Raw genomic sequence first — 19,450 nt, 5'->3', positions numbered from 1 at the left:
CGTTTCATCTTCCACGTGGAAGATGATGCAGGGAAGCGGCCTTCATGAAACGATATGCCTATGGATGGATCACGGCGATATTCTTCCTGGTTTCCATCGTCGGTCACTGGGCGTTCGGATGGCTCGCCTATGTGGACGACGCGCGACAACATGGGCAGGCCGCCGAATTCACACAATATGCCGTGGAAATGGGCCGCGACACTTTCGAGAACTGGCAATCGGAATTCCTGCAACTGATCTGGCAGGTCGTCGGCCTTGCCTATTTCCTATATGTCGGCTCCCCCGCGTCGAAGGAGAATGATGATCGGATGGAGGCCAAGATCGACGCGCTGCTGAAACTGCAAGGCGGGGAGAAGGCGGATGCGCTGATCGCGGAACTGGACGATCGCTACCTCCGAACCCATGGCCACGCAAAGCCGCACGGCCATTTCACAGGCTGAAGGCCACCCGCCTCACCCGCATCACAGGCCCTCCAGGGCAGCAGGGCTTAACCTGCTTTAGTGCATGGAGGCCTCGCGCCATTATAAGCGGCCAGTCAACGCCATCGCCCCCGAATGGGGGCACGCAAGGAAGCAGGATTGTCGGATATACCAGCTACAGCCAGGGCGGCAGGCGGTTCGGACGGAAAATCAGAGATCGATGCCGGCGCCTGGCTGGCCGCCATCGTTGAAAATTCCGACGACGCCATTCTGAGCAAGACGCTGGACGGCATCATCACGACATGGAACGGGGGCGCCAGCCGCCTGTTCGGCTATTCCGCCGAGGAAGCGATCGGCAGGCCGGTGACGATCGTCATTCCCGAAGACCGCCTGCATGAGGAAGATCATATCCTCGCGCGCCTGAGGGCGGGAGAGCGGATCGATCATTTCGAGACGGTTCGCCGGCGCAAGGACGGCACGCTCATCGCAATATCGCTGACGGTTTCCCCCGTCCGCAATGCGGCGGAGCAGATATTGGGGGCATCCAAGATCGCGCGCGACATCACGGCGCAGAAACGCGCAGCCGCGCAACAGACCCTGCTGCTCAAGGAGATGCGCCACCGCGTCAAGAACCTCTTCGCGCTGGCCACCGGGCTGGTGGCGCTGAGTGCGCGCGGAGCGAAGGATGTCGGGGAACTGACGCGCGATCTGACGGCGCGGCTGATGGCGCTCGCCGCCGCGCACCAGCTTACCTTGCCCGATGTGGACAATGAGGGGACGGCGGGAACCGCCACGACCCTGTTCTCGCTGCTGGAGGCCATCGTCGCGCCCCATGAACTGGCGGATGAGCGCAAGCGCATATTCGTGAAGGGCACGGACCTGACCATCGGCGGCGGCGCGTTGACGTCGGTTGCGCTGCTGTTGCACGAACTGGCGACCAATGCCGCCAAATATGGCGCGCTCTCGACGCCGGACGGCCGGTTGGACGTCACCGTCAGCATCCAGGATGACGATGCGCTCATCCAGTGGGTGGAATGCGGCGGCCCCGCCCTGGACCGGGTGCCGGATCGCGAAGGCTTCGGAACGGCGCTGGAGCAGGCGTCGCTCAGGGGAACGGGCGGCACCCTCGTCCGGTTGTGGAAGGATGCCGGCCTGACGATAGAGATCCGGTTCAGGCTGAGCCGTCTCAGCCAATAGCGGCGCTCAATACCGCTTGAGCAAGCGTTCGACCGTGGGGGCGGCCGACCCTTCGCGGCCCGACTTGTCCTTGATGTCGCGTTCCAGCGCGTCGCGGATGGCGGCGATCTGCGCATCCGTCAGATGTTCGATGCCGACAAATTCCACGCGCGCCTTGTCCAGGGCCCGGATGATCTCGTCCAGTTTCGCCTGCATGGCCGCGCCGTCGCGGTTCTGGCTGTTCTGGATCAGGAAGACGGCGAGGAAGGTCAGCACCGTCGTGGCGGTGTTCACGATCAACTGCCAGGTATCGGAGAAATGGAGAAATGGCCCCGACACAGCCCAGAGGAGGATCAGCAAGGTGGATATGATGAAGGCCTGGGGCTGTCCCATGAGGCGTGCACTGCTGGTGGCGATGTTGGTGAAAATTCGATCCATTATTTTGCGCCTGCGACAATATGGCCCCCATCGGAAAGGATAGGTGCGAACCGAACCGCCGACATTAACTTATGATAGTGCCGGCGGGCCGTCGATTTTCCGGGCGAGGAGCGGCGCAATGCTTCGACCGTCGCGGGAAGATTGCCGGGATACAGTCGCAAGGCGGATGCGTTGAACGCGAAGGAAGCAAGGCGGCACGGAGCGCAGGCATGAAACTGGACTGGCACGGCGAAGACGGCGGAGCGGGCGCCACCATCATCCGCGATTTTTTCGTGGAAGGGGAAAGCGACAGGCTGACCGACGTGCTGCTTTGCGCGCCTTCCCATCTGGAGCCGGTTCCCTGCTGTTCGGTAACGCGCGAAAGCCTGCGCAAGGGACTGGCGGTTTCGGTCGACAAGGCCGAACGGCAACATCGCGCCCTGCGCGGGGCATTGGCCGATCATCAGGTGCGGTGCCATCTTTTGGCGGCGCATGCCGATCTGCCGGACCTCTGCTTCACCCGCGATACGGGCGTGGCGACGCCTTGGGGCCTTGTCGCGTTGAATCCCGCCATGCCGCATCGCGCGCGGGAAGCGGACCATGTGGCGCAGGCCTTGTCTCGCCTCGGTGCCCGCCCCGTCCGGCGCATCCGCGAGGGCAGGATAGAGGGCGGCGACATCTGCCTGGCGCGGCGCGGGCTGCTGATCCTGGGCATATCCGGCGAGCGGACGGACGAGGCGGGCGCCCATGCCTTTGCGGAGCCCTTTGCCGCCAATGGCTGGGACATTCTCCGCTACCCCTTCGATCCGCATTTCCTCCATCTCGACACGCAATTCTGCATGCTCGACGCCCATCATGCACTGGCCTGCGTCGACGTTCTCGACGATGGCTTCCTCGCAGCCGTGGAGGCGCGCGGCATCACGCTGCTGCCCGTTTCCTACAAGGAGGCGCGTGGCCTGGGCTGCAATATCCTCTCCATCGACGGCCGGACGATCCTGATGGGCGCAGGGCATGACGACGTCGCCGCCCGGATCAGCGCGGCGGGATTTCAAGGCATCGCGCTGGACGTGTCGCAATTCGCCGCCTGTGGAGGCGGCATCCATTGCATGACCATGCCCCTCCGGCGGACGGCCGGCTAGGCGGGCGCGAAAAGACCCCAGACGGTCCTTTCCCGAAGTCGTTCATCTGGGTTAGCGCCAGCGCATGAAAGGGGCCGGCGTCCGGAACGCCGCAAGCGCCGCTCCGTTGATCCTTCGATCCTATCAGGAGGCAGGAATGGCGCAAAAAGGTGCAGGCGGAAATCCGGGCGCGGTCACGAAGAAGGGCGGCGATGGCGCTCATGGAAGCACCGGCACGGGCCGCGGCGGCGGCAATAACGCACGCGGCAGCGGCAGCGCCAGTCCCGGCAAGAAGAAGGAAGACGGGAAAGCGGCCAGCGTAAAGGACGACCGCTAGGGCGATCGGCATTCAGGTCTGGCGGCCTGCAAATGATGCTTTTGCGTTTCCGGCGTCGGGCGTACAGCGGCGCCGGTCGGCATCCAGTTCGCGCCGGTAGAAACAGGCGACGGCCCTGGGCATTCCGGCTGTGCCATCCGGGCATTTCCGCAGGTCATTGCCCGGCCGGAACCGGCCTGGCGGCCGGACCGAAGCTGGCGTCCAGCGCCTCCGCCTCCCTGCGATGCGCCGCGATCACCGGGACCATCTCCCCGGCCATCTTCTTCAGCGCGGGATAATCGCCCCGCCGGGCATAGCTGCTCTGCAGGTTGAAGGCCTCCAGATGCGCCGCCGCCTGCTGGCCGACATAGACGCTGTCGAATTCCCGGTCGCCCGAACCGTTGAGGGCGCCCAGCATCGCCCGGCGGCGCGCATCGATATTCTGCGGGATGGCGATGTTGACCGGATTGTCCGCAACGAAGCGCCTGAGCCGCTCGCTGCTCTTCTGGTGGTCGGAGACCATCTTCCGCGCAAAGGCCTTCACCTCGGGCGCGCGGGCACGCACCATGGCGATCTTGCCCGCCTCTATCTCATACATGTCGCCGATCGCGGCCTGCGGAATGTAGAAGGTGGTGGTCACCGCCTCGTCAGGGCGGGAGACGCCCTCGGGCTTCGGCCCTTCATAATGCTTGGCCACCGTGGCGCTGCCATTGGCCGGTCCCCGTTCGGACGCGCCATCGGTCTGGTTGCAGGCGGAAAGGGCCAGCATGGCGAGGCAGGCGGGCAGTCCCGGCCGGAACGAACGGCCGCCGGTCATGGCTGCGTTCCATTGCCGGCCGCGCCCGGAGCGCCGATGCCCGGCATGGCGTTCGCGCCACCCATGTCGCCAGCGGCATTGATCGCCTCCTGCTGGTTCGTTCCGCCGGGCACCCTGCCATTCTCATTCTGCGCGGCGGGGCTGCAGGCGCAAAGCAAGGCGGAGGACGCCATCAGGATCAGGGCGGTCGATATGGGGCGGGGCATGCTGGGACAAAGCATGAGGTTCTCCTTCTGCGGGGCTGCTGCGGCGACAACGCCCGGCAGGCCGAAGGGCAGCGTCCGTGCGATAACCCTATGTTAGCGCGGGCGCGCTTTTCCCCTTTTGCGGCGCGGCCGTCCGCCGGCCCGGGAACCCCCTGCCCACGGGCCGCGTATAAAGGCTTTCCCCCATCCCGTGCGCCGCCATCCTGAGGATGGGGCGCGACACATCGCGATCGGATACGGCCCATGTCGGTGACAGGTTTGACGGCGATCATCGTCCTCGTGGCGGCCGGGCTTCTGGGCGTCGTGCTCTACGGTCTGCACAGGGGCCGGTTGAGCCGGGGCGGCGCCCTCGCGGCGGCGATCCTCATATTGGCGGCCGCCTCCGTCATCCTGGTCTATCCGTCGGTTCTGACGACGACGCACATGAGCTGAAGAGGAGAGAGACACCATGACGATCGAGGATGAAGCCCTGACCGACGGAGACATCGCCACCGCCGGCGTCCAATGGGTGGCCGCGCTGGTCGGCAGGTTGGTGGAAAAGGGCCTGATCACCACCCAGGACGCGCAGAGCATCGCGTCGGAAGCGCGCGAACAGTGCAGGGCGGAGGGCGTGGCCAAGGCCGCCCGCGTCATCGCCGCCCTCTCGGAAGAAGGCGAACTGCGCGGTTAGCGCGATCCATGAATGGGGAAGAAATCGCCTCCGGATTCACGGATTCATCTGTGTTGGGGACTTCTTCCTTCATCGGAAGATTTGCGACAAAGCAGCATGACAAGGCGCAGCATGATCAACAAGGATGAACGACGGCGCAGGCTGGTCGCGAAACACCCGATTCCCGGCATGATCAAGTCGGGCAGGCAGGCGGCATGATCACCATAGCCATCGTCGCGGCGGTCGCGCTGGCGGGATTGACCGGCATCCTCGTCGCGCTGCGTCGTCGCCGGGTCGGGGCGTTCATGGCCATGCTGATGCTCATCGTCCTGCTGGCCGTTTGCGGCATGGCGCTTCTCTATCCCGCAGCGCTCACGCTGCGGTCGCCGGGCCGCTGAGCGCCCTCAACCGAGCGCGACGTCGAGGCAGGTCATCACCGCAAGCCCGATCAGCAGGCTTCCCTGGGCGGCATGCCCGTCCTCGCCAAGTTCAGGGGCGATCTGGCTCATCACGACGCTGATCATCGCCCCAGCCGCAAGGCACAGGGCGATCGGCAACAGCATGGCGAAGCGATGCACCAGCGTCGCGCCCAGCGCGCCGAATACCGGTTCCACCAGCCCCGAGGCCAGCGCCCCGGCAAAGGCCAGGAACGGCGGATAGCGCAACGCCAACGCGCTGCCCACGGCGAAACCTTCGGGTATGTTCTGGATTCCGATGCCCAGGGCCGTGGCGTAGCCCTCTCCCCCCGCATCCCGCGCGAAGCTGACGCCGACCGCCAGCCCCTCCGGCGCGTTATGCAGCGTGATCGCCGCGACCAGCAGCCAGATGCGATGGCCCGTCCGGTCCAGCCCCTCCTCACTGGTGAAACGCTCGACGGAAAAGCGGCCGAGGGCCAGCAGCAGCGCCCCGCCGACCAGAACCGCCGCGGCAATCATGGCCGCCGCCGGCCAGGAGCCGATGCCCTGCCGGTCCAATATGCCGATGGCGGGCACGATCAGAGAGAAGAAGGAAGCGGCGAGCATCACGCCCGCCGCAAATCCCAGCATCACGCCCTGACAGCGCGCCGCCGACCGGCCGATGCCCAATATGGGCAATCCGCCCAAGCCGGTCGCCGCGCCTGCCAGCAGGCTTGCAATCGTGCCGGCCAGAACCGGCGACAGGTCGATGCTCAATGGCTGGCCTGCTCTCCCCGGCTGCGCAGCGCGAGGAACCTGTCGATCACCCTGGGCAGCATCTCGTCCAGGAACGTGGCCATCGCCAGTTCTTCGCGCAGGCTTTCCTCCAGCACGGGAATGGCCGCTTCGAACCCGCCCGCCCTGGCCATGGCGATCAGGGCCTTGTAGGCCGCCGCCTCATAATTTTCGAACGCATAGTTGGCGAGGCTGTTCTTGATGACCTCGTCCGGCGCCAGCGCGTGGGACAGCGCAGCAACGCTGCCCCCGAACTTCAGCGCCGCGTCCTTGATGGCCGACGGACTGTCGCCCAGCGCGTCCAATATGCCCTCCAGCCGTTCTATCTGGCGTTCGGTTTCGCCCCTGTGGCTGCGAAGCCGCGCCTCGACCTCGGTATATTGGGCGAGATGCTCGATCTGCCGGTCCATGATGCCCAGCGCCTGATGCTCGACGGCATGGGCGTCGCGCAGACCGACGATGAACATGTGCCGGACGGTGTCCTGGTCCATCTCACTCCCCGTCGGACTGGAGGGGGCTCTTGGCGGCGGCCTGCGACCGGGCGTCGGCCATGTCGCTCGCCCCGCCCAGATCCTCGTCGCTCAACTTGCCCGCGCCTGGCCCGCCGCCCAGGTCCGCGCCTGTCACCGGATTGGCGTTGGGATCGGACTGCAGCCGGCCGGTCATGGCCGCGAAATCCTGCATCTCCTGCTCGCGGAGCGTGACCGAGGCCTGGCCGTCGCCGCCATCGACCGGCAGCTTGCCCTCGACATCGTCCAGCCGTTCCCATTGCTCGCCCGTATTCCAGGGGCCGACCGCATCGCCCTCCCCCTGGGAGGCGTTGACATAGAGGTTGGCATAGGGAGCAAGGCCGGGCAGCTTGCCGGCGGGGAAATTGTCCTTGATCGAATAGAGCGCCTTCTCGAAGCTCTTCTGGTGCGAAACCTCCCGCGTCATCAGGAAACCCAGCGCATCCTTGACGCCCGGATCGTCGGTGATGTTGATCAGCCGTTCGTAGATGATCTTGGCCCTGCTTTCCGCCGCGATGTTGGACCGCAGGTCGCAGGTCGGGTCGCCGCGGCTGTCGACATAGGCGGCCGTCCATGGAACGCCCGAACTGTTGGTGAGCGAAGGCCCGCCGCCATAGAGGATCGACTGGGTATGGCTGTTGCCGCCCGCATTCAGCGACATGTAGAGTTCCGCCTCCTCCATCGACGCTTCGGTCAAGGCCGACTTCGCGCCCTTGTTCAGCATGGCGACGATCGATCCGATCACTTCCAGGTGACTGAGTTCCTCGGTCGCAATGTCCAGCAGCATGTCCTTCCGGCCGGGATCGTCCTCGGCAAGACCTTGGGTGAAATAGCGCATGGCCGCCGCCAGTTCTCCGTCCGGTCCGCCAAATTGTTCCAGAAGAAGCGAAGCGAGCGCCGGATTGGTTTCCGAAACCCTGACCGTATATTGAAGCCGCTTATTATGCATGAACATGGAATGGTCTCCTCAGACTCCGCTGCCGGATGAAAATATGTCGGGATGATGGGTGCGGGCGCTGGCTCCGCCGGGTTTGAATTCGCCGTGCAGGATATGGCGGACGCAGGCCAGCACACCCCCGGCGATCAGAACCATGGCCCCGGCGCCCAGCACCGCCGCCATGACCGCCTCCCGCCGAAGCGGCGCGCCGGTCAGCCAGACATGGAGCAGGATGCACAGGGCCGCGATCCCCGCCGCCTCTATGGCCGCACCGACGAGCAATCTTGCCGTTGCCCTGGCGCTTCTATTTACCCTGCTCATGATTGCTCCCACATCGAACAAGGACAGTTAAGCCTCACCGGGAGCAAGCGTTCCGCGATCCGCGATGGAACGCTAATGCAGTTTACAGCGAACCGATCTACGATATTTCCGCCGGAAAACTTCGACTGCGATCCAGAACCATTCCGGATCGACAATCATGGCGGCCCGTATCATGAAAGTAGCGGAAGCAGAAGCCTGGAAACTTCCGTCCCCACCCGGCAGGATTTCCGATGAAGGACCGGCAACCGGGTTCCGGCTGCGCTTCCGGTGGCGAACGCCGCGCCATGGAAAAGACCGTCCGAAGCTGATCCAGTTTATCGTCCTGCGCGGATCGCCCCTCCACCCGATGCGTTGCTTTTGAAAGCGGATATTTTCAGGAAGACGCGCGATGAACGACCGCAATGCATTTCTGCAAGGGCAAGGATCGCCCATCAGGGACGACGCAGCGCCGCCCGAACAGGGCTGGCGCGGCGAACGCGCCGCCGACGAACCGGCTGGAAAAGGTCCAAGGCGGCGCCGGATCGGGGGCGTGAAAGCGGAGGTGGAGGACATATCCGGCACCGCCTTCGTCGAGGCGGGCGGCGCGGACATGGCGTCCGCCCACGACGATGGCGATAGCGAAGACAGGCGCATGCAGCCGCGGCAGGAAGGCGGCAGGCGCTCCCATCCGGACGGGGTCAGCGATCTCGACATGTCCGCGACGAGTCCCGGCGGGGAAAGCGCCGGCGCCCCCTATCCGCACGGGCGCAGGAAGTCGAAGAACGACTTCGGCAGCCGCATGGGCCATGGCGGGCAGACGGAGATCGGCTATCACGGCACCGGCCATCTGGGCGGCCGCAAGGTGGGGGAAGACGACAATCGCAACGGCGTCGCGGAAACGGACGATTGACCCTGTTGCGGCCCGGCAACCCCTTGATATTTCGGCTTCGCAGGCAAGCGGCATGGACGGCGGCGCCATTCGGGCATAGCAAGGGCAATCCTGTTGCGGAGCCGAAAGAGTTCAATGGTCGAAAGAGCCGTCCCCGATCCCGAGTTCGAAGCCCTGCTGCGCCACATTCAGGAGAGTCGGGGACTGGACTTCCGCGGCTACAAGCGCACCAGCCTGCGGCGGCGCATCGCCCTGCGGATGGAGGCGGTCGGCGCGGAGGATTTCGCAGCCTACCGTACCTGCCTGGAGGCGCAGCCCAGCGAATATGAGGAATTGCTCAACACCGTGCTGATCAACGTCACCTCCTTCTTCCGCGACGAGGATGCGTGGAACGTGATCCGCGACGAGGTGATCCCGGAAATCCTCAAAAATGCGGAGGACGACCGCGCGATCCGGGTCTGGAGCGTGGGCTGCGCCAGCGGCGAGGAACCCTATTCCATCGCCATGCTGCTGGCCGAGGCGATGGGCATGGGCGACTTCTGCCGGCGCGTGAAGATATATGCGACAGATCTGGACGAGGAAGCGCTGAAGGTGGCGCGGGTCGCCACCTATTCGCCCCGGGAGGTCGAAAGCGTGCCCGGCCATCTGCTCGAAAAATATTTCGAGCGTACCAGCAATCATTATGTGTTCGAGCGTGAATTGCGCAAATGCGTGATCTTCGGCCGCCACAATGTCGTGCATGACGCGCCCATCTCGCGCATCGACCTGCTCACCTGCCGCAACCTGCTGATCTATCTGGAGGCCGAAACCCAGTCGATCGTGCTGCCGCGCCTGCATTATGCGCTGAACCCCGACGGTTTCCTGTTCCTGGGCAAGGCGGAAACGCAGCTTGCGCGATCCTCGCTGTTCCGGCCCGTCGACATGAAGCACCGCATTTTCGCCAAGGTGCCCCAGGAATGGCGCCGCCCCCTGAACGGCAGCTTCACCGCCAACCGCCCGACCCGGCTCGACATGCCCCTGCCCGACGTCCACCTGCTGGAAGCCGTGATCGACGAGGTCGGCACCGCCCTGCTGGTGATCGACGACAGCGGCGCGGTGGCGCTCGCCAATCTTCCGGCCCGCAACCTGCTGGGCGTGGGCGAGGCCGATCTTGGCCGGCCGTTCCAGGACCTGCCCATTTCCTACCGTCCCATAGAATTGCGCGGCCCGATTGACGAGGCGTTCCGCGGCCGCAGGGGCCTGCGGCTGGAGGACCAGGAATATCGGCTCAACCAGACGGAGGTGATGCGGCTCACCATCGACGTCCGCCCGCTCCAGCGCGCGGACGGCAGCGTGCATGCCATCCTGCTCGCTTTCCACGACCATACCGGCATTCACGGCTTGCGGCGGGAACTGGAGGCGGCGCAGGAAAATCTCGAACAGTCGATCGAGGAACTCCAGTCCGCCAATGAAGAACTGGAAACCACCAATGAGGAGCTTCAGTCCACCAATGAGGAGCTGGAGACCACCAATGAGGAACTCCAGTCCACCAATGAGGAACTGGAAACGCTGAACGAGGAAGCCCGCTCCTCCAATGAGGAGATGGAGTCGGTCAACGAGGAACTGCGCATACAGGCCGAACAGGCCGCGGGGTACCGCCTCCATCTGGAATCGGTGCTGCGCTCGATGAATGCGGGCATCGTCGTGCTCGACCCGCGCCATTTCATCCAGAGCTGGAACCGCTGGAGCGAAAACAGCTGGGGCCTGCGCGCGGAGGAGGTGCTCGGCACCAGTTTCGACAGGCTGGACATCGGCCTGCCCGTCCAACAGTTGCGCGACAGCATGATCGCGGTCCAGTCGGGGTCGGAGGAGCAGACCGAGCGCCAGCTCGAGGGGCTGGACCGACGCGGACGCCGCATCATCTGCCGGATACGCATTACCGGCCTGATGGACGAAACCGGCGCGAATCACGGGCTGGTGCTCGTCTTCCAGGACATTACCGACGAACGCAACAGCGAGGATTACACCCGGTATCTTGGCCGCGTGCTGGGCGGCGCGGCCAATCAGATCTACTTTCTGGACCCCGATAATCTGCGCTTCCTGCTGGTGAACGACAGCGCGCAGAAGAAGCTGGGCTTCAACGCCCACCAGCTTTCGCGCATGGCCCTGCCCGACCTGCTGCCGGACATATCCGCCGACGACCTGCACGCCATCCTCGCCCCGCTGCTGGGCGGCGAACTGCCGGAGCTGCCGCTCCAGACGGCGATGCGGTTCGGGGAAGGCGGCAGTCTGCCCGTCGACCTGCGCCTGCAATATTTTTCCGAAGAAACGCCGCCCATCCTCGTCGCCATGGTATATGACAGGAGCGAGCGCGAACTGTCCGCCGCGCTCGAATAGAAAGGCGGCATATGGCCGGCCATGACATCATCGTCGTCGGCGCCTCCACTGGCGGCGTCGATGCGCTCGTCCGGCTGGTGGCGCAGCTTCCCGCCGGGATGGACGCGGCCATGCTCATCGTACTGCATGTCGGCACCGGCGTCAGCCGGCTCGCGGACATATTGAACCGCGCTGGCAAGCTGCCCGCCGGCCAGCCCGCCGATGGCGAGGAGATACTGGCCGGACATATCTACGTCGCCCCGCCCGACCTGCACATGACGGTGGAGGGCGGCCGCGTCAGGCTGGCCCATGGCGACAAGGAGAATTTCAGCAGGCCCGCCATCGACCCGCTGTTCCGATCCTCCGCCGCCGCCTACGGCCCACGCGTCGTCGGCATCGTGCTGACCGGGAAGCTGCAGGACGGTTCGGCGGGTCTGCTGGCGATCAAGCAGGGCGGCGGCATCGCGATCGTGCAGGACCCGGCGGAGGCGGTCGCTCCTTCCATGCCGCAACGGGCCATCGCCTGCGCGCCGGTGGACCATGTCTGCCCCCTTGCAGAGATGAGCGCGCTGCTGCTCCATTACGGCCGGCCGCCGGACGGGCTCAACCCTCCGCTTCGTTCGACGCCTTGCGCAGGCTCGTCATCGCCTCTTCCAGCACCTCGATCATATGCCCGCTTTCCCGCGAAGCCTCCGTCCAGCGCCGGACCGCATGCGCCAGGCCCCGTTTCTCCGCGCTGTCCTGCATCTGTTCGAACAGCCGGATGCGATCCCGATGCGTCCGCACCGCAATCGCCAGCGCCCGCTCCAGCTCGTCATTCTGCGCCGCCGCCAGTCCCAGCGGCGTGAAGGCATGGCCGACCTGGCAGCGGAAGCGGACTTCATCCTCAGTCTCGATATGGTTCAGCACGCCCCCGCAATCGGGGCAGGACAGGTGGCTGGGCTCACCCGGCGTGACGATCTGCGGTTCGGCCACGGCAAACTCCTGTGCGGCAATGCGGTCCTCGATCAGATATTCCTCGGGCAGGGGTATGGTCGGCCCCGCTTCCTCCCGCACCAGCCGCGCGAGCAGGTCGGGCATATGGTCCAGGGCAAGCGCATGGTCGACATGATCGCGCTTCAGCGCATTGCGCGGCATGGACGGCCATTCCGCGTCGGCGGGGTCCTGCACGACCGAAAGCCCGCCGGCCGCCTTGACCGCGATCAGCCCATCGGTCCCGTCGTCCAGCAGGCCGGTCAGCACGATGCCGGTCACGCGCCCGCCATAATGGATCGCCGCCGATCGGAACAGGGCGTTCACCGCCGGCCGCGTGCGGTTCTCATAGGGACCGCGCCGCATCAATATCCTGCCGGGACGCAGCAGCAGATGCATGTCGGGCGCGCACACATAGATGCGCCCCGGCTCGATCGCCTGTCCGTCCACCGGGGACAGAGCAGGCAAGGGCCCGGCCCTGTCGAGCAATTGCGGCAGCACGCTGCGCGCCGAAGGCGAAAGATGCTGGGCGATGAACAGCGAGGCGCGAAGATCGGCGGGCAGCGCGGCACAGAGCCGGCGCAGGGCATCCACTCCCCCCGCCGATGCCCCGATCACGATAATGTCCCTGCTGGGCATGCTGCGCTTCTCCAGGGGGGCAACGAAGCGCGCCGACAAAAAGGTTCAGACGGAACCAACTTATTTTAGACCCAATTCCCCCGCGGGCGCGTTATCGGGGTGACGCAACAGGGAAAATCATGGGCAAGAAGGCTGAAGCTCCGGGGCAGATCAGCGCCAGGCTGCTCGACGAAGTCGAACAGTTGCGCACGTCCCTCGAATCCGCGCTGGAGGAGAATGCGCGCCTGATGGAGGATCGCGACCGGCTGAGCCGCCGCGTGACCCAATTGTCGAAGGACCTTCAGGCCGCCCGCTCGGCGCCGCCGCCGGCGCCCCCTTCCCTGCCGTCCGTCGAACAGGGGCAGGCCGAAGAGGAGCTGCGCGTCGCCTTCGAGGAATTGCAGGTTCTGACGGAGGAACTGGAAGTCGCCAACAGCAGCCTGCAACAGGCCAATCACGAACTGGACAGCCGCGTCGAGGAACGCACTCGCCAGATCCAGGAGATCAACGACACGTTGCGCGCGACCGAAAACTCCCTGCGCACGATCGCGGACCTCGTGCCCGACCTCCTCTGGCGCAGCGACGCCACCGGCCATGCCAACTGGTTCAACCAGCGCTGGTGCGACTATACCGGCTGGGATGAGGAGGAACTGAAGGAAGAAGGCTGGGCCAATGCGCTGCATCCGCTGGACCGCGCCTCCTCCCTCGCGGCCTGGGCGCAGGCGATGGCGGCGGGCACCGTCTATCAGGAACAGCACCGCATTCGCGACGCGCAGGGCGATTATCGCTGGTTCCTGATCCGCGCCGAACCGATGCGCGACGCGAACGGCACGATCCTCGCCTGGTTCGCCGCCGCCACCGACATGCATGAGCAGCGCACCGCCATGGAGGCGCTTCAACGCAGCGAGTTGCGGTTCCGCACGCTGATCGAGGGCATGCCCCAGCTCGTCTGGCGCGCCGTGGACAGCGGCCAGTGGACCTGGTCCAGCCCGCAATGGAGCGCCTTCACCGGCCAGAGCGAAAAGGCCAGCCGGTCGCTCGGCTGGCTGGAGATGCTCCATCCCGACGACCGGGATCATGCCATGGCGGCATGGACCCGGGCGCAACAGACCGGCAGCCTGGAGATCGAAGGGCGGATATTCAACGCGCAGGACCGGCGCTACCGCCATTTCCGTACCCGCGGCGTGCCCGTGCGCTCCAGCGAGAGCAGCTTGCTCGAATGGCTGGGAACGTCGACCGATGTCGACGACATCGTCCAGTTGCAGGCGCATCAGGAAGTGCTGGTGGGGGAACTTCAGCACCGCACGCGCAACCTGATGGCGGTGGTCCAGTCGGTCACGGCGCGCACGCTGAAGGGCAGCCATTCGCTCGATCATTTCGCCCAGTGCATCAGGGACCGGTTGGATGCTCTGGCCCGCGTCCAGGGACTGCTATCCCGCCGCAAGGGCGGGCTGCGGGTCACGTTCGACGCCCTGCTGCGGGAGGAATTGTCCGCCCATGTCCCGCTGGATGCAGACGGCAGGGGCGAGCATGTGACGCTTACCGGGCCGGCCGGCATATCGCTGAAATCGGCGACGGTTCAGACGCTCGCGCTCGCCCTGCACGTACTGGCGACCAACGCGGTGAAATATGGCGCGCTGTCGCAACCCGCCGGCCGGCTGGAGGTCCGCTGGGACATCCGCAGGCCCGCGCCGGGCGAATGCCGGCTGTTCGTCGACTGGCGCGAGCGCGGCGTGTCCGAACTGCCCGCCCCCGGTGCGGAGCCGAAGGGCGGCGGCTATGGCCGGGAACTGATCGAACGCGCCTTGCCCTATCAGCTCAATGCGCAAACCAGCTACGCCGCGGAAACCGACGGCGTTCATTGCACGATCGACGTGCGCGTCCCCTCTGAGGATAGTGAAGGCGGTGGAAGATGACCGAAGCTGCGCTGCAGGATTGCCGCATATTGATCGCAGAGGATGAATATCTCATCGCCGCCGATATTGCCGAGGCCCTGGAACAGGACAATGCCGTGATCCTGGGGCCGGTGCCGCGCGTCGCGGACGCGCTGTCCCTGATCGGGTCCGGAACGCGGATCGACCTGGCCGTGCTCGACGTCAATCTGTGCGGCGACATGGCGTTTCCCGTCGCCGACGCGCTGGTGGAACAGCGCATCCCCTTCGCCTTCGCCACGGGCTATGACGGATGGACCATCCCCGCCCGCTTCGCGGACGTGCCGCGCCTGGTGAAGCCGTTCAGGCCCGACCGCTTGCGCAGCGCGCTGAAATCGCTTCTGCCCTAGGGCAGATCCCGATGATCGGCTGCTTCAGAGGTCGGGCGGCAACAGGTCCTGGTCGGCGTCCAGACGTCGGTCTATCTCTTCGCCCAATCGGTCGAGTTGATCGAAGGACGCCCCGACCACCAGGATCGAACCGTCCTCCAGCGTCAGGCGCAACCGATAGCTTTCGCCGTCGGCCTCTATGGCGAAATGGGCGAGGCGCACGGTCATGATTGTCTCCCGATGATGAGCGCCCCCGCATCGATCCGGGCCTCATTTGGAAGCATGGCGATGCGCCGTTTCCGCCAGAGCGAGCCTTCTGCCCGTGACCAGGGTCTGGCCGATGAAAAGAAGGATCAGGATCGAACCGGCCGTCCCGACGAAGAGGTCGAAGCCCGACCAGCGCCCGAACAGACCCGGACCGGACCCCAGCACCATCATCATGACCGTCAGTCCGATCAGCAGCAGCCTGAGTTCGGTCGGCCCGGCGGAAAGATAGGAAAGCTTCAATTCCCCCAATACCCGCGCGGACAGAAAGGCATGGATCGACAGCAGCAGATAACCCGCCAGCGCGATCAGCGCGACATCCATCGTCACGAACGGGCTGAGGCCGATCCCGGCAAGGATGAGCAGCGTCGCCAGCCCATCGCAGCTATGATCGATGAAATAACCGTAGGACGGTCGCTCGATCCGCCGATACCGCGCCAGGCTGCCGTCCATGGAGTCACCGAACCACTGCACCGCATAGCCCGCAATCGCCAACAGCAGCCAGGCCGACGCGACGTTGCTGGCGGCATAGCCGGCGAATATCATCAGCGCGCCGACCATTCCGGTCGCCGTCAACCGGTCCGGCGTGACCCAGGCGGGCATCCGGCCGCACAGCCAGCCAAGCAACCGCCGCTCGTTCGCGGCAAGCCAGTTCTGCTGGATTCGGGAGAGCGATGGGGGAGATGGGGGCTGGATCGTCATGGGGCCTTGGATAACAGTCTGGAACAACGGGAGCGCCGCAGCGCCGTCATATTCGCGGCATCAGCCGCTCCGTCCGAAGATGCACCGTCCCGGAAGGATCGGCACGACGACCGATACGACCGGCGCGACCTGAAAGGAAAGACAATCTTCCTGCACGACATGCTCCCTCTGCGCGGGAGCACGCAAGTCTCTCTGTCGGATCGTGCGAAGCGGAAACCCGATGACTGCTGGTAGCATCCTCTGCATGACCCGAACAGAAGTTTTTGGAACTTGCACGACTTTCGCGCGAGACGGGAGCGGACCCTTGTGCTACAGCTCCTTTATTGCGCGAAATTTGCCGCAAGCATTCGCCGTGACAGAGAGACCATCGTGCTCCCGCTTGCCAGCCGAGGAGCCTCGTCATGGAAGACCTGAACTATCTGCTCAAGCGCGAACAGGAAGAACTGCTGCGCGCCCGGACGGCGCACAGTCCGGAGGCCGGCCGCGTTCACGAACGGCTCGCGCAGGGATATGCGGCGCGGATCCGCCATCACCCCCATCCCTATCGTTCCAGGCGGGCGGACGGTTCGGCGCCCTTCAACCCCTTTCCCTTCAATGTGGAGGGCGGCGCGGCATGAGCAGGGTCGTCAACGTCCGCGCCACGCCGGACAGCATCAAGACGATGTGCACGAAGCACGCCTTCCGCATATCCGCGCTGGAGGAACTGGTTTCGGGCGGGGCGCGGGTCGTCCTGCTCGATCCGCGGGACGCGGACGCCTTCCGCGTCCTGATGAAGGACAGGCTGATCGAGGGCAGCGTCACGCGATCGGCGTCGCACATGGCCAGACAATGGACGCCGCCGGCACGATGGAAATAGTCATGAGCCAGTTCGATTATCTCGACCGTCGCAGAAAGGCCGAATTGAATCATGCCGATCTGGCCATCTGCCCGGTGGAGCGGACGAGGCATGAAGAGCAGGCAAGGGCCTATGCCAAGATCATCTCCGTTCTGCGCCGGGAAGAGGAAGAGGCGACATCACGCCATCGATAGCGGAATACAGCCGAATATTTGTCCCTGCATGCGCCAATATTATATGCTGGGTGAACGACGGTAGATTAAATCCGACTGAAAATAGGAAGACTGAGCCGCTTTCAGCGCGAAGCGGCTGCTTTCCGGATGGCCGGGCCCGGCTTGGCGGCAAACCAGATATTGTGCCAGCGTTCCGTGCTGCCGATATAGGCCGGCAGGACGATCTCATCGACGTCGAAACCCGATTCCTCCAGCCGCCCCGCGAAGCAATCGTCGGAATAGGAGGACCAGACGGACAACAGCCCGCCCGGCCGCAAGGCGTCATAGGCGGCGGAGAGTCCGGCATGCGAATAGAGCCGGTCGTTGCGCGACGTGATGAAGCCGTCCGGACCGTTGTCGACATCCAGCAGGATGGCGTCGAACCGATCCGGCCCCTCCATGATGATGTCATAGACGTCGACGACCCGAACGCTGACGCGCGGGTCCGCGAGATTGTCCCTGAACAGATGCGCCAGCGGCCCCTTGGCCCACACCAGTATCTGCGGCACCAGTTCCGCGACCGTCACCAGCGCGTCGCAGGTCCAGGAACCCAGCACGGCGTCCAGCGTGAAGCCCATGCCCAGTCCCCCCACCAGGACATGACCGTCCTTCCTGTCGAGACGCTCGCTCGTCAGCGTGGCCAGCGCCATTTCCGAAACATGGTCCTGACTGCCCATCAACTCGTCGCGACCGAACTGGATGGAATATTCCTTGCCGCATTTGAGCAGGTGCAGCTGGCCGCCGCCGGGAATGTCCGCGACATCCACCATTTCTATCGGCGGGCGGCCTCGGCGGGCGGCGGGGGATTGCCCTTGTCCGATGATCCCGGCCGGCCTGCCCTGCGGCTCATGGCCGGGCGGCCGCTGGCGGTGGGGCCGCTTTGGCGAGGCGTCGTTGCGATCCATGCCGTTCCTGTCGCATTTCAAGATCAATCGCGACGTAAACCAGCATGGCGTCCATTGCGCGGTGACGCCGTGCAATGCCCCGCCTGCCTTCCCTTTGCAAGGCCGCTGCGCATGCGGCCCCGAAGATCGCCGGCGGCCCGCATCGACATTCAGAAGAGGACGAGCCGAAAATGCCGGTTTTTCGTGATCCTCCAATGAGTGACGTGCCTCCCCTGAACGACGCGTATTTAAGGCATGGGCAGCGCCGGAAGCGCGAACGGGCGTCATTTGCAGGCTGTCAGGGCTGAATGTCGATACAGGCTTAATGGACGATCTGCCCGGTCGTCTATAGGGAGGAAGGAACGACATGCCCATCCATAGCCCGATGAAATCTGCCACGGCTCTGGCCATGCTTGCACTTGGCTCAACCGGAAGCGTCCATGCCGCCGAAGCGAAGCAGCGCATGGCCGTCGGCGCCGTGGTCGTGGCCCCATGCACCGTGGAGGGCCTGCGGGTGGATTGCATATCCGGCCAGCGCCCCCGGATATATATGGCCGGAAAGGCCACGACTTCACCCGCTCCCGGCGATGGCGCGGAACCGGCGCACGCGGGGCAAGGCGCATCCCCTGCCGCCGCCCGCTATATCGAGGTATCATTTTAACCTAAGCCTCGGAATAATCGGAACAACTTCGCGCCTTCCGCCGTTTCCTCCCTCGCGACGACCGGCATCGGGACAGACATGCTGCAGCCGGTCGCCCGCGATGCTCATGGATGCGCCTATAGCCAGAACAGGGCGCAGGATGCGTTACAGGAGATGCGCATGAAGCGGTATGGCAAAGGCCATCTGGCCGGGCTGCTGATATTCGGAATGGCTTTGCCGGACGCCGCGCAGGCGGCGCAGACGACGACGACATTCCCGGTGACGGCGACCGTCCTCACCGCCTGCGCCGTGACGGCGAACCCCCTCAGCTTCGGAAACTACGATCCCACATCGGCCACGCCGCTCGATGCCACGACCACGCTTTCGGTGCTGTGCACGGTCGGCACGTCCTTCACCGTCGGCCTGAACGCGGGCACGTCGAGCGGCGCCACCGTCACCAGCCGGAAGATGGTCAACGGCGCCAACCTCCTCAACTATGGCCTCTTCCGGGAGACGACGCGCACGAACAATTGGGGCAACACGCCGGGCACCGACACGCCGCCGGCCACCACCGCACCGGTGCTGCCCAGCACGCTCACCGTCTATGGCCGCATCCCGCCAAGCCAGAATGTGCCGGCGGGCGGCTATGCCGATACGGTCACCGTAACCGTCAACTACTGAAGCGCGAAAAGATGAACAGGGGATATGCAAGCGTTGCGGCAGCGGCGGCGATGCTCTCTGCACCGCCCGTGCAGGCGGCGGGGC

27 protein-coding genes and 1 pseudogene are annotated in these 19,450 nt (G+C 65.1%); 17 read left to right on the top strand and 11 right to left on the bottom strand.

Annotated features, from left to right (window positions below; all coding sequences use genetic code 11):
* Positions 1-44 precede the first annotated feature (44 nt).
* Both K7W03_RS07550 and K7W03_RS07545 read left to right on the top strand, forming a co-directional pair.
* On the top strand, positions 45-440 hold the full coding sequence (locus tag K7W03_RS07550; RefSeq protein WP_044662681.1) for a DUF6766 family protein: 396 nt from the start codon (positions 45-47) through the stop codon (positions 438-440).
* A 138-nt stretch (positions 441-578) separates the two neighbouring features.
* On the top strand, positions 579-1,616 hold the full coding sequence (locus tag K7W03_RS07545; protein ID WP_222885909.1) for a PAS domain S-box protein: 1,038 nt from the start codon (positions 579-581) through the stop codon (positions 1,614-1,616).
* A 6-nt stretch (positions 1,617-1,622) separates the two neighbouring features.
* Here K7W03_RS07545 and K7W03_RS07540 read toward each other — a convergent pair whose 3' ends face one another.
* A complete protein-coding gene (locus K7W03_RS07540) occupies positions 1,623-2,033 on the bottom strand; it encodes a low affinity iron permease family protein (RefSeq protein WP_103000423.1) in 411 nt (136 codons plus the stop codon).
* A gap of 209 nt (positions 2,034-2,242) precedes the next feature.
* On the opposite strand from K7W03_RS07540, the gene K7W03_RS07535 reads away from it, so the two are divergent.
* Complete coding sequence (locus K7W03_RS07535; protein ID WP_222885908.1) at positions 2,243-3,151, top strand: dimethylarginine dimethylaminohydrolase family protein; 909 nt, start codon at positions 2,243-2,245, stop codon at positions 3,149-3,151.
* 136 nt (positions 3,152-3,287) lie between these two features.
* Complete coding sequence (locus K7W03_RS07530) at positions 3,288-3,467, top strand: hypothetical protein (protein WP_222885907.1); 180 nt, start codon at positions 3,288-3,290, stop codon at positions 3,465-3,467.
* A 154-nt stretch (positions 3,468-3,621) separates the two neighbouring features.
* On the opposite strand, the gene K7W03_RS07525 is transcribed toward K7W03_RS07530, so the two are convergent.
* Positions 3,622-4,263: a DUF4142 domain-containing protein gene (locus K7W03_RS07525; protein WP_222885906.1), complete on the bottom strand. Its 642-nt coding sequence runs from the start codon at positions 4,261-4,263 to the stop codon at positions 3,622-3,624.
* Positions 4,260-4,484 (bottom strand): hypothetical protein, encoded by a 225-nt coding sequence (locus tag K7W03_RS07520; RefSeq protein ID WP_025550128.1) that lies wholly within the window; start codon positions 4,482-4,484, stop codon positions 4,260-4,262. Before K7W03_RS07520 ends, K7W03_RS07525 begins: the two co-directional genes overlap by 4 nt.
* Before the next feature lie 228 nt (positions 4,485-4,712).
* On the opposite strand from K7W03_RS07520, the gene K7W03_RS07515 reads away from it, so the two are divergent.
* From K7W03_RS07515 to K7W03_RS07505, 3 genes are all read left to right on the top strand, one after another.
* Positions 4,713-4,901, top strand: a complete 189-nt coding sequence (locus K7W03_RS07515) for a hypothetical protein (protein WP_222885905.1) — start codon at positions 4,713-4,715, stop codon at positions 4,899-4,901.
* A gap of 16 nt (positions 4,902-4,917) precedes the next feature.
* The gene (locus tag K7W03_RS07510; RefSeq protein WP_025550130.1) at positions 4,918-5,139 is read left to right on the top strand and encodes a hypothetical protein; all 222 of its coding nucleotides are present in this window, start codon (positions 4,918-4,920) and stop codon (positions 5,137-5,139) included.
* 194 nt (positions 5,140-5,333) lie between these two features.
* Entirely contained in the window at positions 5,334-5,516 is a 183-nt protein-coding gene (locus K7W03_RS07505; RefSeq protein WP_222885904.1) for a hypothetical protein, read from the top strand.
* A 6-nt stretch (positions 5,517-5,522) separates the two neighbouring features.
* On the opposite strand, the gene K7W03_RS07500 is transcribed toward K7W03_RS07505, so the two are convergent.
* The 4 genes from K7W03_RS07500 to K7W03_RS07485 are packed head-to-tail and all read right to left on the bottom strand — an operon-like array spanning position 5,523 to position 8,075.
* The gene (locus K7W03_RS07500) at positions 5,523-6,290 is read right to left on the bottom strand and encodes a ZIP family metal transporter (protein WP_222885903.1); all 768 of its coding nucleotides are present in this window, start codon (positions 6,288-6,290) and stop codon (positions 5,523-5,525) included.
* Entirely contained in the window at positions 6,287-6,799 is a 513-nt protein-coding gene (locus tag K7W03_RS07495; protein ID WP_222885902.1) for a ferritin-like domain-containing protein, read from the bottom strand. Before K7W03_RS07495 ends, K7W03_RS07500 begins: the two co-directional genes overlap by 4 nt.
* Position 6,800: 1 nt before the next feature.
* A complete protein-coding gene (locus K7W03_RS07490; RefSeq protein WP_044662691.1) occupies positions 6,801-7,772 on the bottom strand; it encodes a manganese catalase family protein in 972 nt (323 codons plus the stop codon).
* Positions 7,773-7,784: 12 nt separating this feature from the next.
* Complete coding sequence (locus K7W03_RS07485) at positions 7,785-8,075, bottom strand: hypothetical protein (RefSeq protein WP_044662692.1); 291 nt, start codon at positions 8,073-8,075, stop codon at positions 7,785-7,787.
* A 388-nt stretch (positions 8,076-8,463) separates the two neighbouring features.
* Between K7W03_RS07485 and K7W03_RS07480 the strand changes: the two genes are divergently transcribed.
* The 3 genes and pseudogenes from K7W03_RS07480 to K7W03_RS28310 form a co-directional block, all read left to right on the top strand.
* A complete protein-coding gene (locus tag K7W03_RS07480; RefSeq protein ID WP_222885901.1) occupies positions 8,464-8,964 on the top strand; it encodes a hypothetical protein in 501 nt (166 codons plus the stop codon).
* A gap of 114 nt (positions 8,965-9,078) precedes the next feature.
* Positions 9,079-11,319, top strand: coding sequence for a CheR family methyltransferase (locus tag K7W03_RS07475; RefSeq protein WP_222885900.1), 2,241 nt, complete (start codon positions 9,079-9,081; stop codon positions 11,317-11,319).
* An 11-nt stretch (positions 11,320-11,330) separates the two neighbouring features.
* Positions 11,331-11,858, top strand: a pseudogene (locus K7W03_RS28310) (chemotaxis protein CheB); the annotation flags it as partial.
* 43 nt (positions 11,859-11,901) lie between these two features.
* On the opposite strand, the gene K7W03_RS07470 reads toward K7W03_RS28310, so the two are convergent.
* Positions 11,902-12,909, bottom strand: coding sequence for a chemotaxis protein CheB (locus K7W03_RS07470; protein WP_222885899.1), 1,008 nt, complete (start codon positions 12,907-12,909; stop codon positions 11,902-11,904).
* A gap of 119 nt (positions 12,910-13,028) precedes the next feature.
* Between K7W03_RS07470 and K7W03_RS07465 the strand changes: the two genes are divergently transcribed.
* On the top strand, positions 13,029-14,804 hold the full coding sequence (locus K7W03_RS07465) for a sensor histidine kinase (protein ID WP_222885898.1): 1,776 nt from the start codon (positions 13,029-13,031) through the stop codon (positions 14,802-14,804).
* Complete coding sequence (locus K7W03_RS07460) at positions 14,801-15,169, top strand: response regulator (RefSeq protein WP_044662694.1); 369 nt, start codon at positions 14,801-14,803, stop codon at positions 15,167-15,169. The genes K7W03_RS07465 and K7W03_RS07460 overlap by 4 nt, the downstream gene beginning before the upstream one ends.
* Before the next feature lie 24 nt (positions 15,170-15,193).
* On the opposite strand, the gene K7W03_RS07455 is transcribed toward K7W03_RS07460, so the two are convergent.
* On the bottom strand, positions 15,194-15,376 hold the full coding sequence (locus K7W03_RS07455) for a hypothetical protein (RefSeq protein ID WP_025547543.1): 183 nt from the start codon (positions 15,374-15,376) through the stop codon (positions 15,194-15,196).
* Between the two features lie 42 nt (positions 15,377-15,418).
* Positions 15,419-16,114, bottom strand: a complete 696-nt coding sequence (locus K7W03_RS07450; protein ID WP_044662695.1) for a CDP-alcohol phosphatidyltransferase family protein — start codon at positions 16,112-16,114, stop codon at positions 15,419-15,421.
* A gap of 401 nt (positions 16,115-16,515) precedes the next feature.
* Between K7W03_RS07450 and K7W03_RS07445 the strand changes: the two genes are divergently transcribed.
* The 3 genes from K7W03_RS07445 to K7W03_RS07435 are packed head-to-tail and all read left to right on the top strand — an operon-like array spanning position 16,516 to position 17,143.
* Positions 16,516-16,731, top strand: a complete 216-nt coding sequence (locus tag K7W03_RS07445) for a hypothetical protein (protein WP_044662696.1) — start codon at positions 16,516-16,518, stop codon at positions 16,729-16,731.
* The gene (locus K7W03_RS07440) at positions 16,728-16,970 is read left to right on the top strand and encodes a hypothetical protein (protein ID WP_025547548.1); all 243 of its coding nucleotides are present in this window, start codon (positions 16,728-16,730) and stop codon (positions 16,968-16,970) included. Before K7W03_RS07445 ends, K7W03_RS07440 begins: the two co-directional genes overlap by 4 nt.
* 2 nt (positions 16,971-16,972) lie before the next feature.
* Positions 16,973-17,143: a hypothetical protein gene (locus K7W03_RS07435; protein ID WP_162195972.1), complete on the top strand. Its 171-nt coding sequence runs from the start codon at positions 16,973-16,975 to the stop codon at positions 17,141-17,143.
* A gap of 101 nt (positions 17,144-17,244) precedes the next feature.
* Here K7W03_RS07435 and K7W03_RS07430 read toward each other — a convergent pair whose 3' ends face one another.
* Positions 17,245-17,931, bottom strand: a complete 687-nt coding sequence (locus K7W03_RS07430) for a spermidine synthase (RefSeq protein WP_373278215.1) — start codon at positions 17,929-17,931, stop codon at positions 17,245-17,247.
* Between the two features lie 481 nt (positions 17,932-18,412).
* Here K7W03_RS07430 and K7W03_RS07425 point away from each other — a divergent pair, with 481 nt between their 5' ends.
* Complete coding sequence (locus K7W03_RS07425; RefSeq protein WP_222885897.1) at positions 18,413-18,706, top strand: hypothetical protein; 294 nt, start codon at positions 18,413-18,415, stop codon at positions 18,704-18,706.
* A 159-nt stretch (positions 18,707-18,865) separates the two neighbouring features.
* Positions 18,866-19,366 carry a spore coat U domain-containing protein gene (locus K7W03_RS07420; RefSeq protein WP_082166166.1) on the top strand — a complete coding sequence of 167 codons (501 nt, stop codon included), beginning with the start codon at positions 18,866-18,868 and terminating at the stop codon, positions 19,364-19,366.
* The last annotated feature ends 84 nt before the right edge of the window (positions 19,367-19,450 follow it).

This window comes from Sphingobium sp. PNB, assembly GCF_019873065.1.
In the GTDB taxonomy this organism is placed as follows: domain Bacteria; phylum Pseudomonadota; class Alphaproteobacteria; order Sphingomonadales; family Sphingomonadaceae; genus Sphingobium; species Sphingobium fuliginis.
Note: the sequence above shows the minus strand (reverse complement) of the source record. Positions and strands in the feature narration are given on the sequence as shown.

Bases quoted from the DNA above. Each gene is read 5' to 3' on its own strand.
- K7W03_RS07525 (WP_222885906.1), bottom strand. From the start codon at position 4,263: ATGACCGGCGGCCGTTCGTTCCGGCCGGGACTGCCCGCCTGCCTCGCC.
- K7W03_RS07515 (WP_222885905.1), top strand. From the start codon at position 4,713: ATGTCGGTGACAGGTTTGACGGCGATCATCGTCCTCGTGGCGGCCGGG.
- K7W03_RS07520 (WP_025550128.1), bottom strand. From the start codon at position 4,484: ATGCTTTGTCCCAGCATGCCCCGCCCCATATCGACCGCCCTGATCCTG.
- K7W03_RS07420 (WP_082166166.1), top strand. From the start codon at position 18,866: ATGAAGCGGTATGGCAAAGGCCATCTGGCCGGGCTGCTGATATTCGGA.
- K7W03_RS07435 (WP_162195972.1), top strand. From the start codon at position 16,973: ATGAGCCAGTTCGATTATCTCGACCGTCGCAGAAAGGCCGAATTGAAT.
- K7W03_RS07540 (WP_103000423.1), bottom strand. From the start codon at position 2,033: ATGGATCGAATTTTCACCAACATCGCCACCAGCAGTGCACGCCTCATG.
- K7W03_RS07485 (WP_044662692.1), bottom strand. From the start codon at position 8,075: ATGAGCAGGGTAAATAGAAGCGCCAGGGCAACGGCAAGATTGCTCGTC.
- K7W03_RS07465 (WP_222885898.1), top strand. From the start codon at position 13,029: ATGGGCAAGAAGGCTGAAGCTCCGGGGCAGATCAGCGCCAGGCTGCTC.
- K7W03_RS07450 (WP_044662695.1), bottom strand. From the start codon at position 16,114: ATGACGATCCAGCCCCCATCTCCCCCATCGCTCTCCCGAATCCAGCAG.
- K7W03_RS07505 (WP_222885904.1), top strand. From the start codon at position 5,334: ATGATCACCATAGCCATCGTCGCGGCGGTCGCGCTGGCGGGATTGACC.
- K7W03_RS07425 (WP_222885897.1), top strand. From the start codon at position 18,413: ATGCCCATCCATAGCCCGATGAAATCTGCCACGGCTCTGGCCATGCTT.
- K7W03_RS07530 (WP_222885907.1), top strand. From the start codon at position 3,288: ATGGCGCAAAAAGGTGCAGGCGGAAATCCGGGCGCGGTCACGAAGAAG.
- K7W03_RS07440 (WP_025547548.1), top strand. From the start codon at position 16,728: ATGAGCAGGGTCGTCAACGTCCGCGCCACGCCGGACAGCATCAAGACG.
- K7W03_RS07475 (WP_222885900.1), top strand. From the start codon at position 9,079: ATGGTCGAAAGAGCCGTCCCCGATCCCGAGTTCGAAGCCCTGCTGCGC.
- K7W03_RS07470 (WP_222885899.1), bottom strand. From the start codon at position 12,909: ATGCCCAGCAGGGACATTATCGTGATCGGGGCATCGGCGGGGGGAGTG.
- K7W03_RS07455 (WP_025547543.1), bottom strand. From the start codon at position 15,376: ATGACCGTGCGCCTCGCCCATTTCGCCATAGAGGCCGACGGCGAAAGC.
- K7W03_RS07550 (WP_044662681.1), top strand. From the start codon at position 45: ATGAAACGATATGCCTATGGATGGATCACGGCGATATTCTTCCTGGTT.
- K7W03_RS07510 (WP_025550130.1), top strand. From the start codon at position 4,918: ATGACGATCGAGGATGAAGCCCTGACCGACGGAGACATCGCCACCGCC.
- K7W03_RS07430 (WP_373278215.1), bottom strand. From the start codon at position 17,931: ATGGTGGATGTCGCGGACATTCCCGGCGGCGGCCAGCTGCACCTGCTC.
- K7W03_RS07495 (WP_222885902.1), bottom strand. From the start codon at position 6,799: ATGGACCAGGACACCGTCCGGCACATGTTCATCGTCGGTCTGCGCGAC.
- K7W03_RS07535 (WP_222885908.1), top strand. From the start codon at position 2,243: ATGAAACTGGACTGGCACGGCGAAGACGGCGGAGCGGGCGCCACCATC.
- K7W03_RS07490 (WP_044662691.1), bottom strand. From the start codon at position 7,772: ATGTTCATGCATAATAAGCGGCTTCAATATACGGTCAGGGTTTCGGAA.
- K7W03_RS07445 (WP_044662696.1), top strand. From the start codon at position 16,516: ATGGAAGACCTGAACTATCTGCTCAAGCGCGAACAGGAAGAACTGCTG.
- K7W03_RS07480 (WP_222885901.1), top strand. From the start codon at position 8,464: ATGAACGACCGCAATGCATTTCTGCAAGGGCAAGGATCGCCCATCAGG.
- K7W03_RS07460 (WP_044662694.1), top strand. From the start codon at position 14,801: ATGACCGAAGCTGCGCTGCAGGATTGCCGCATATTGATCGCAGAGGAT.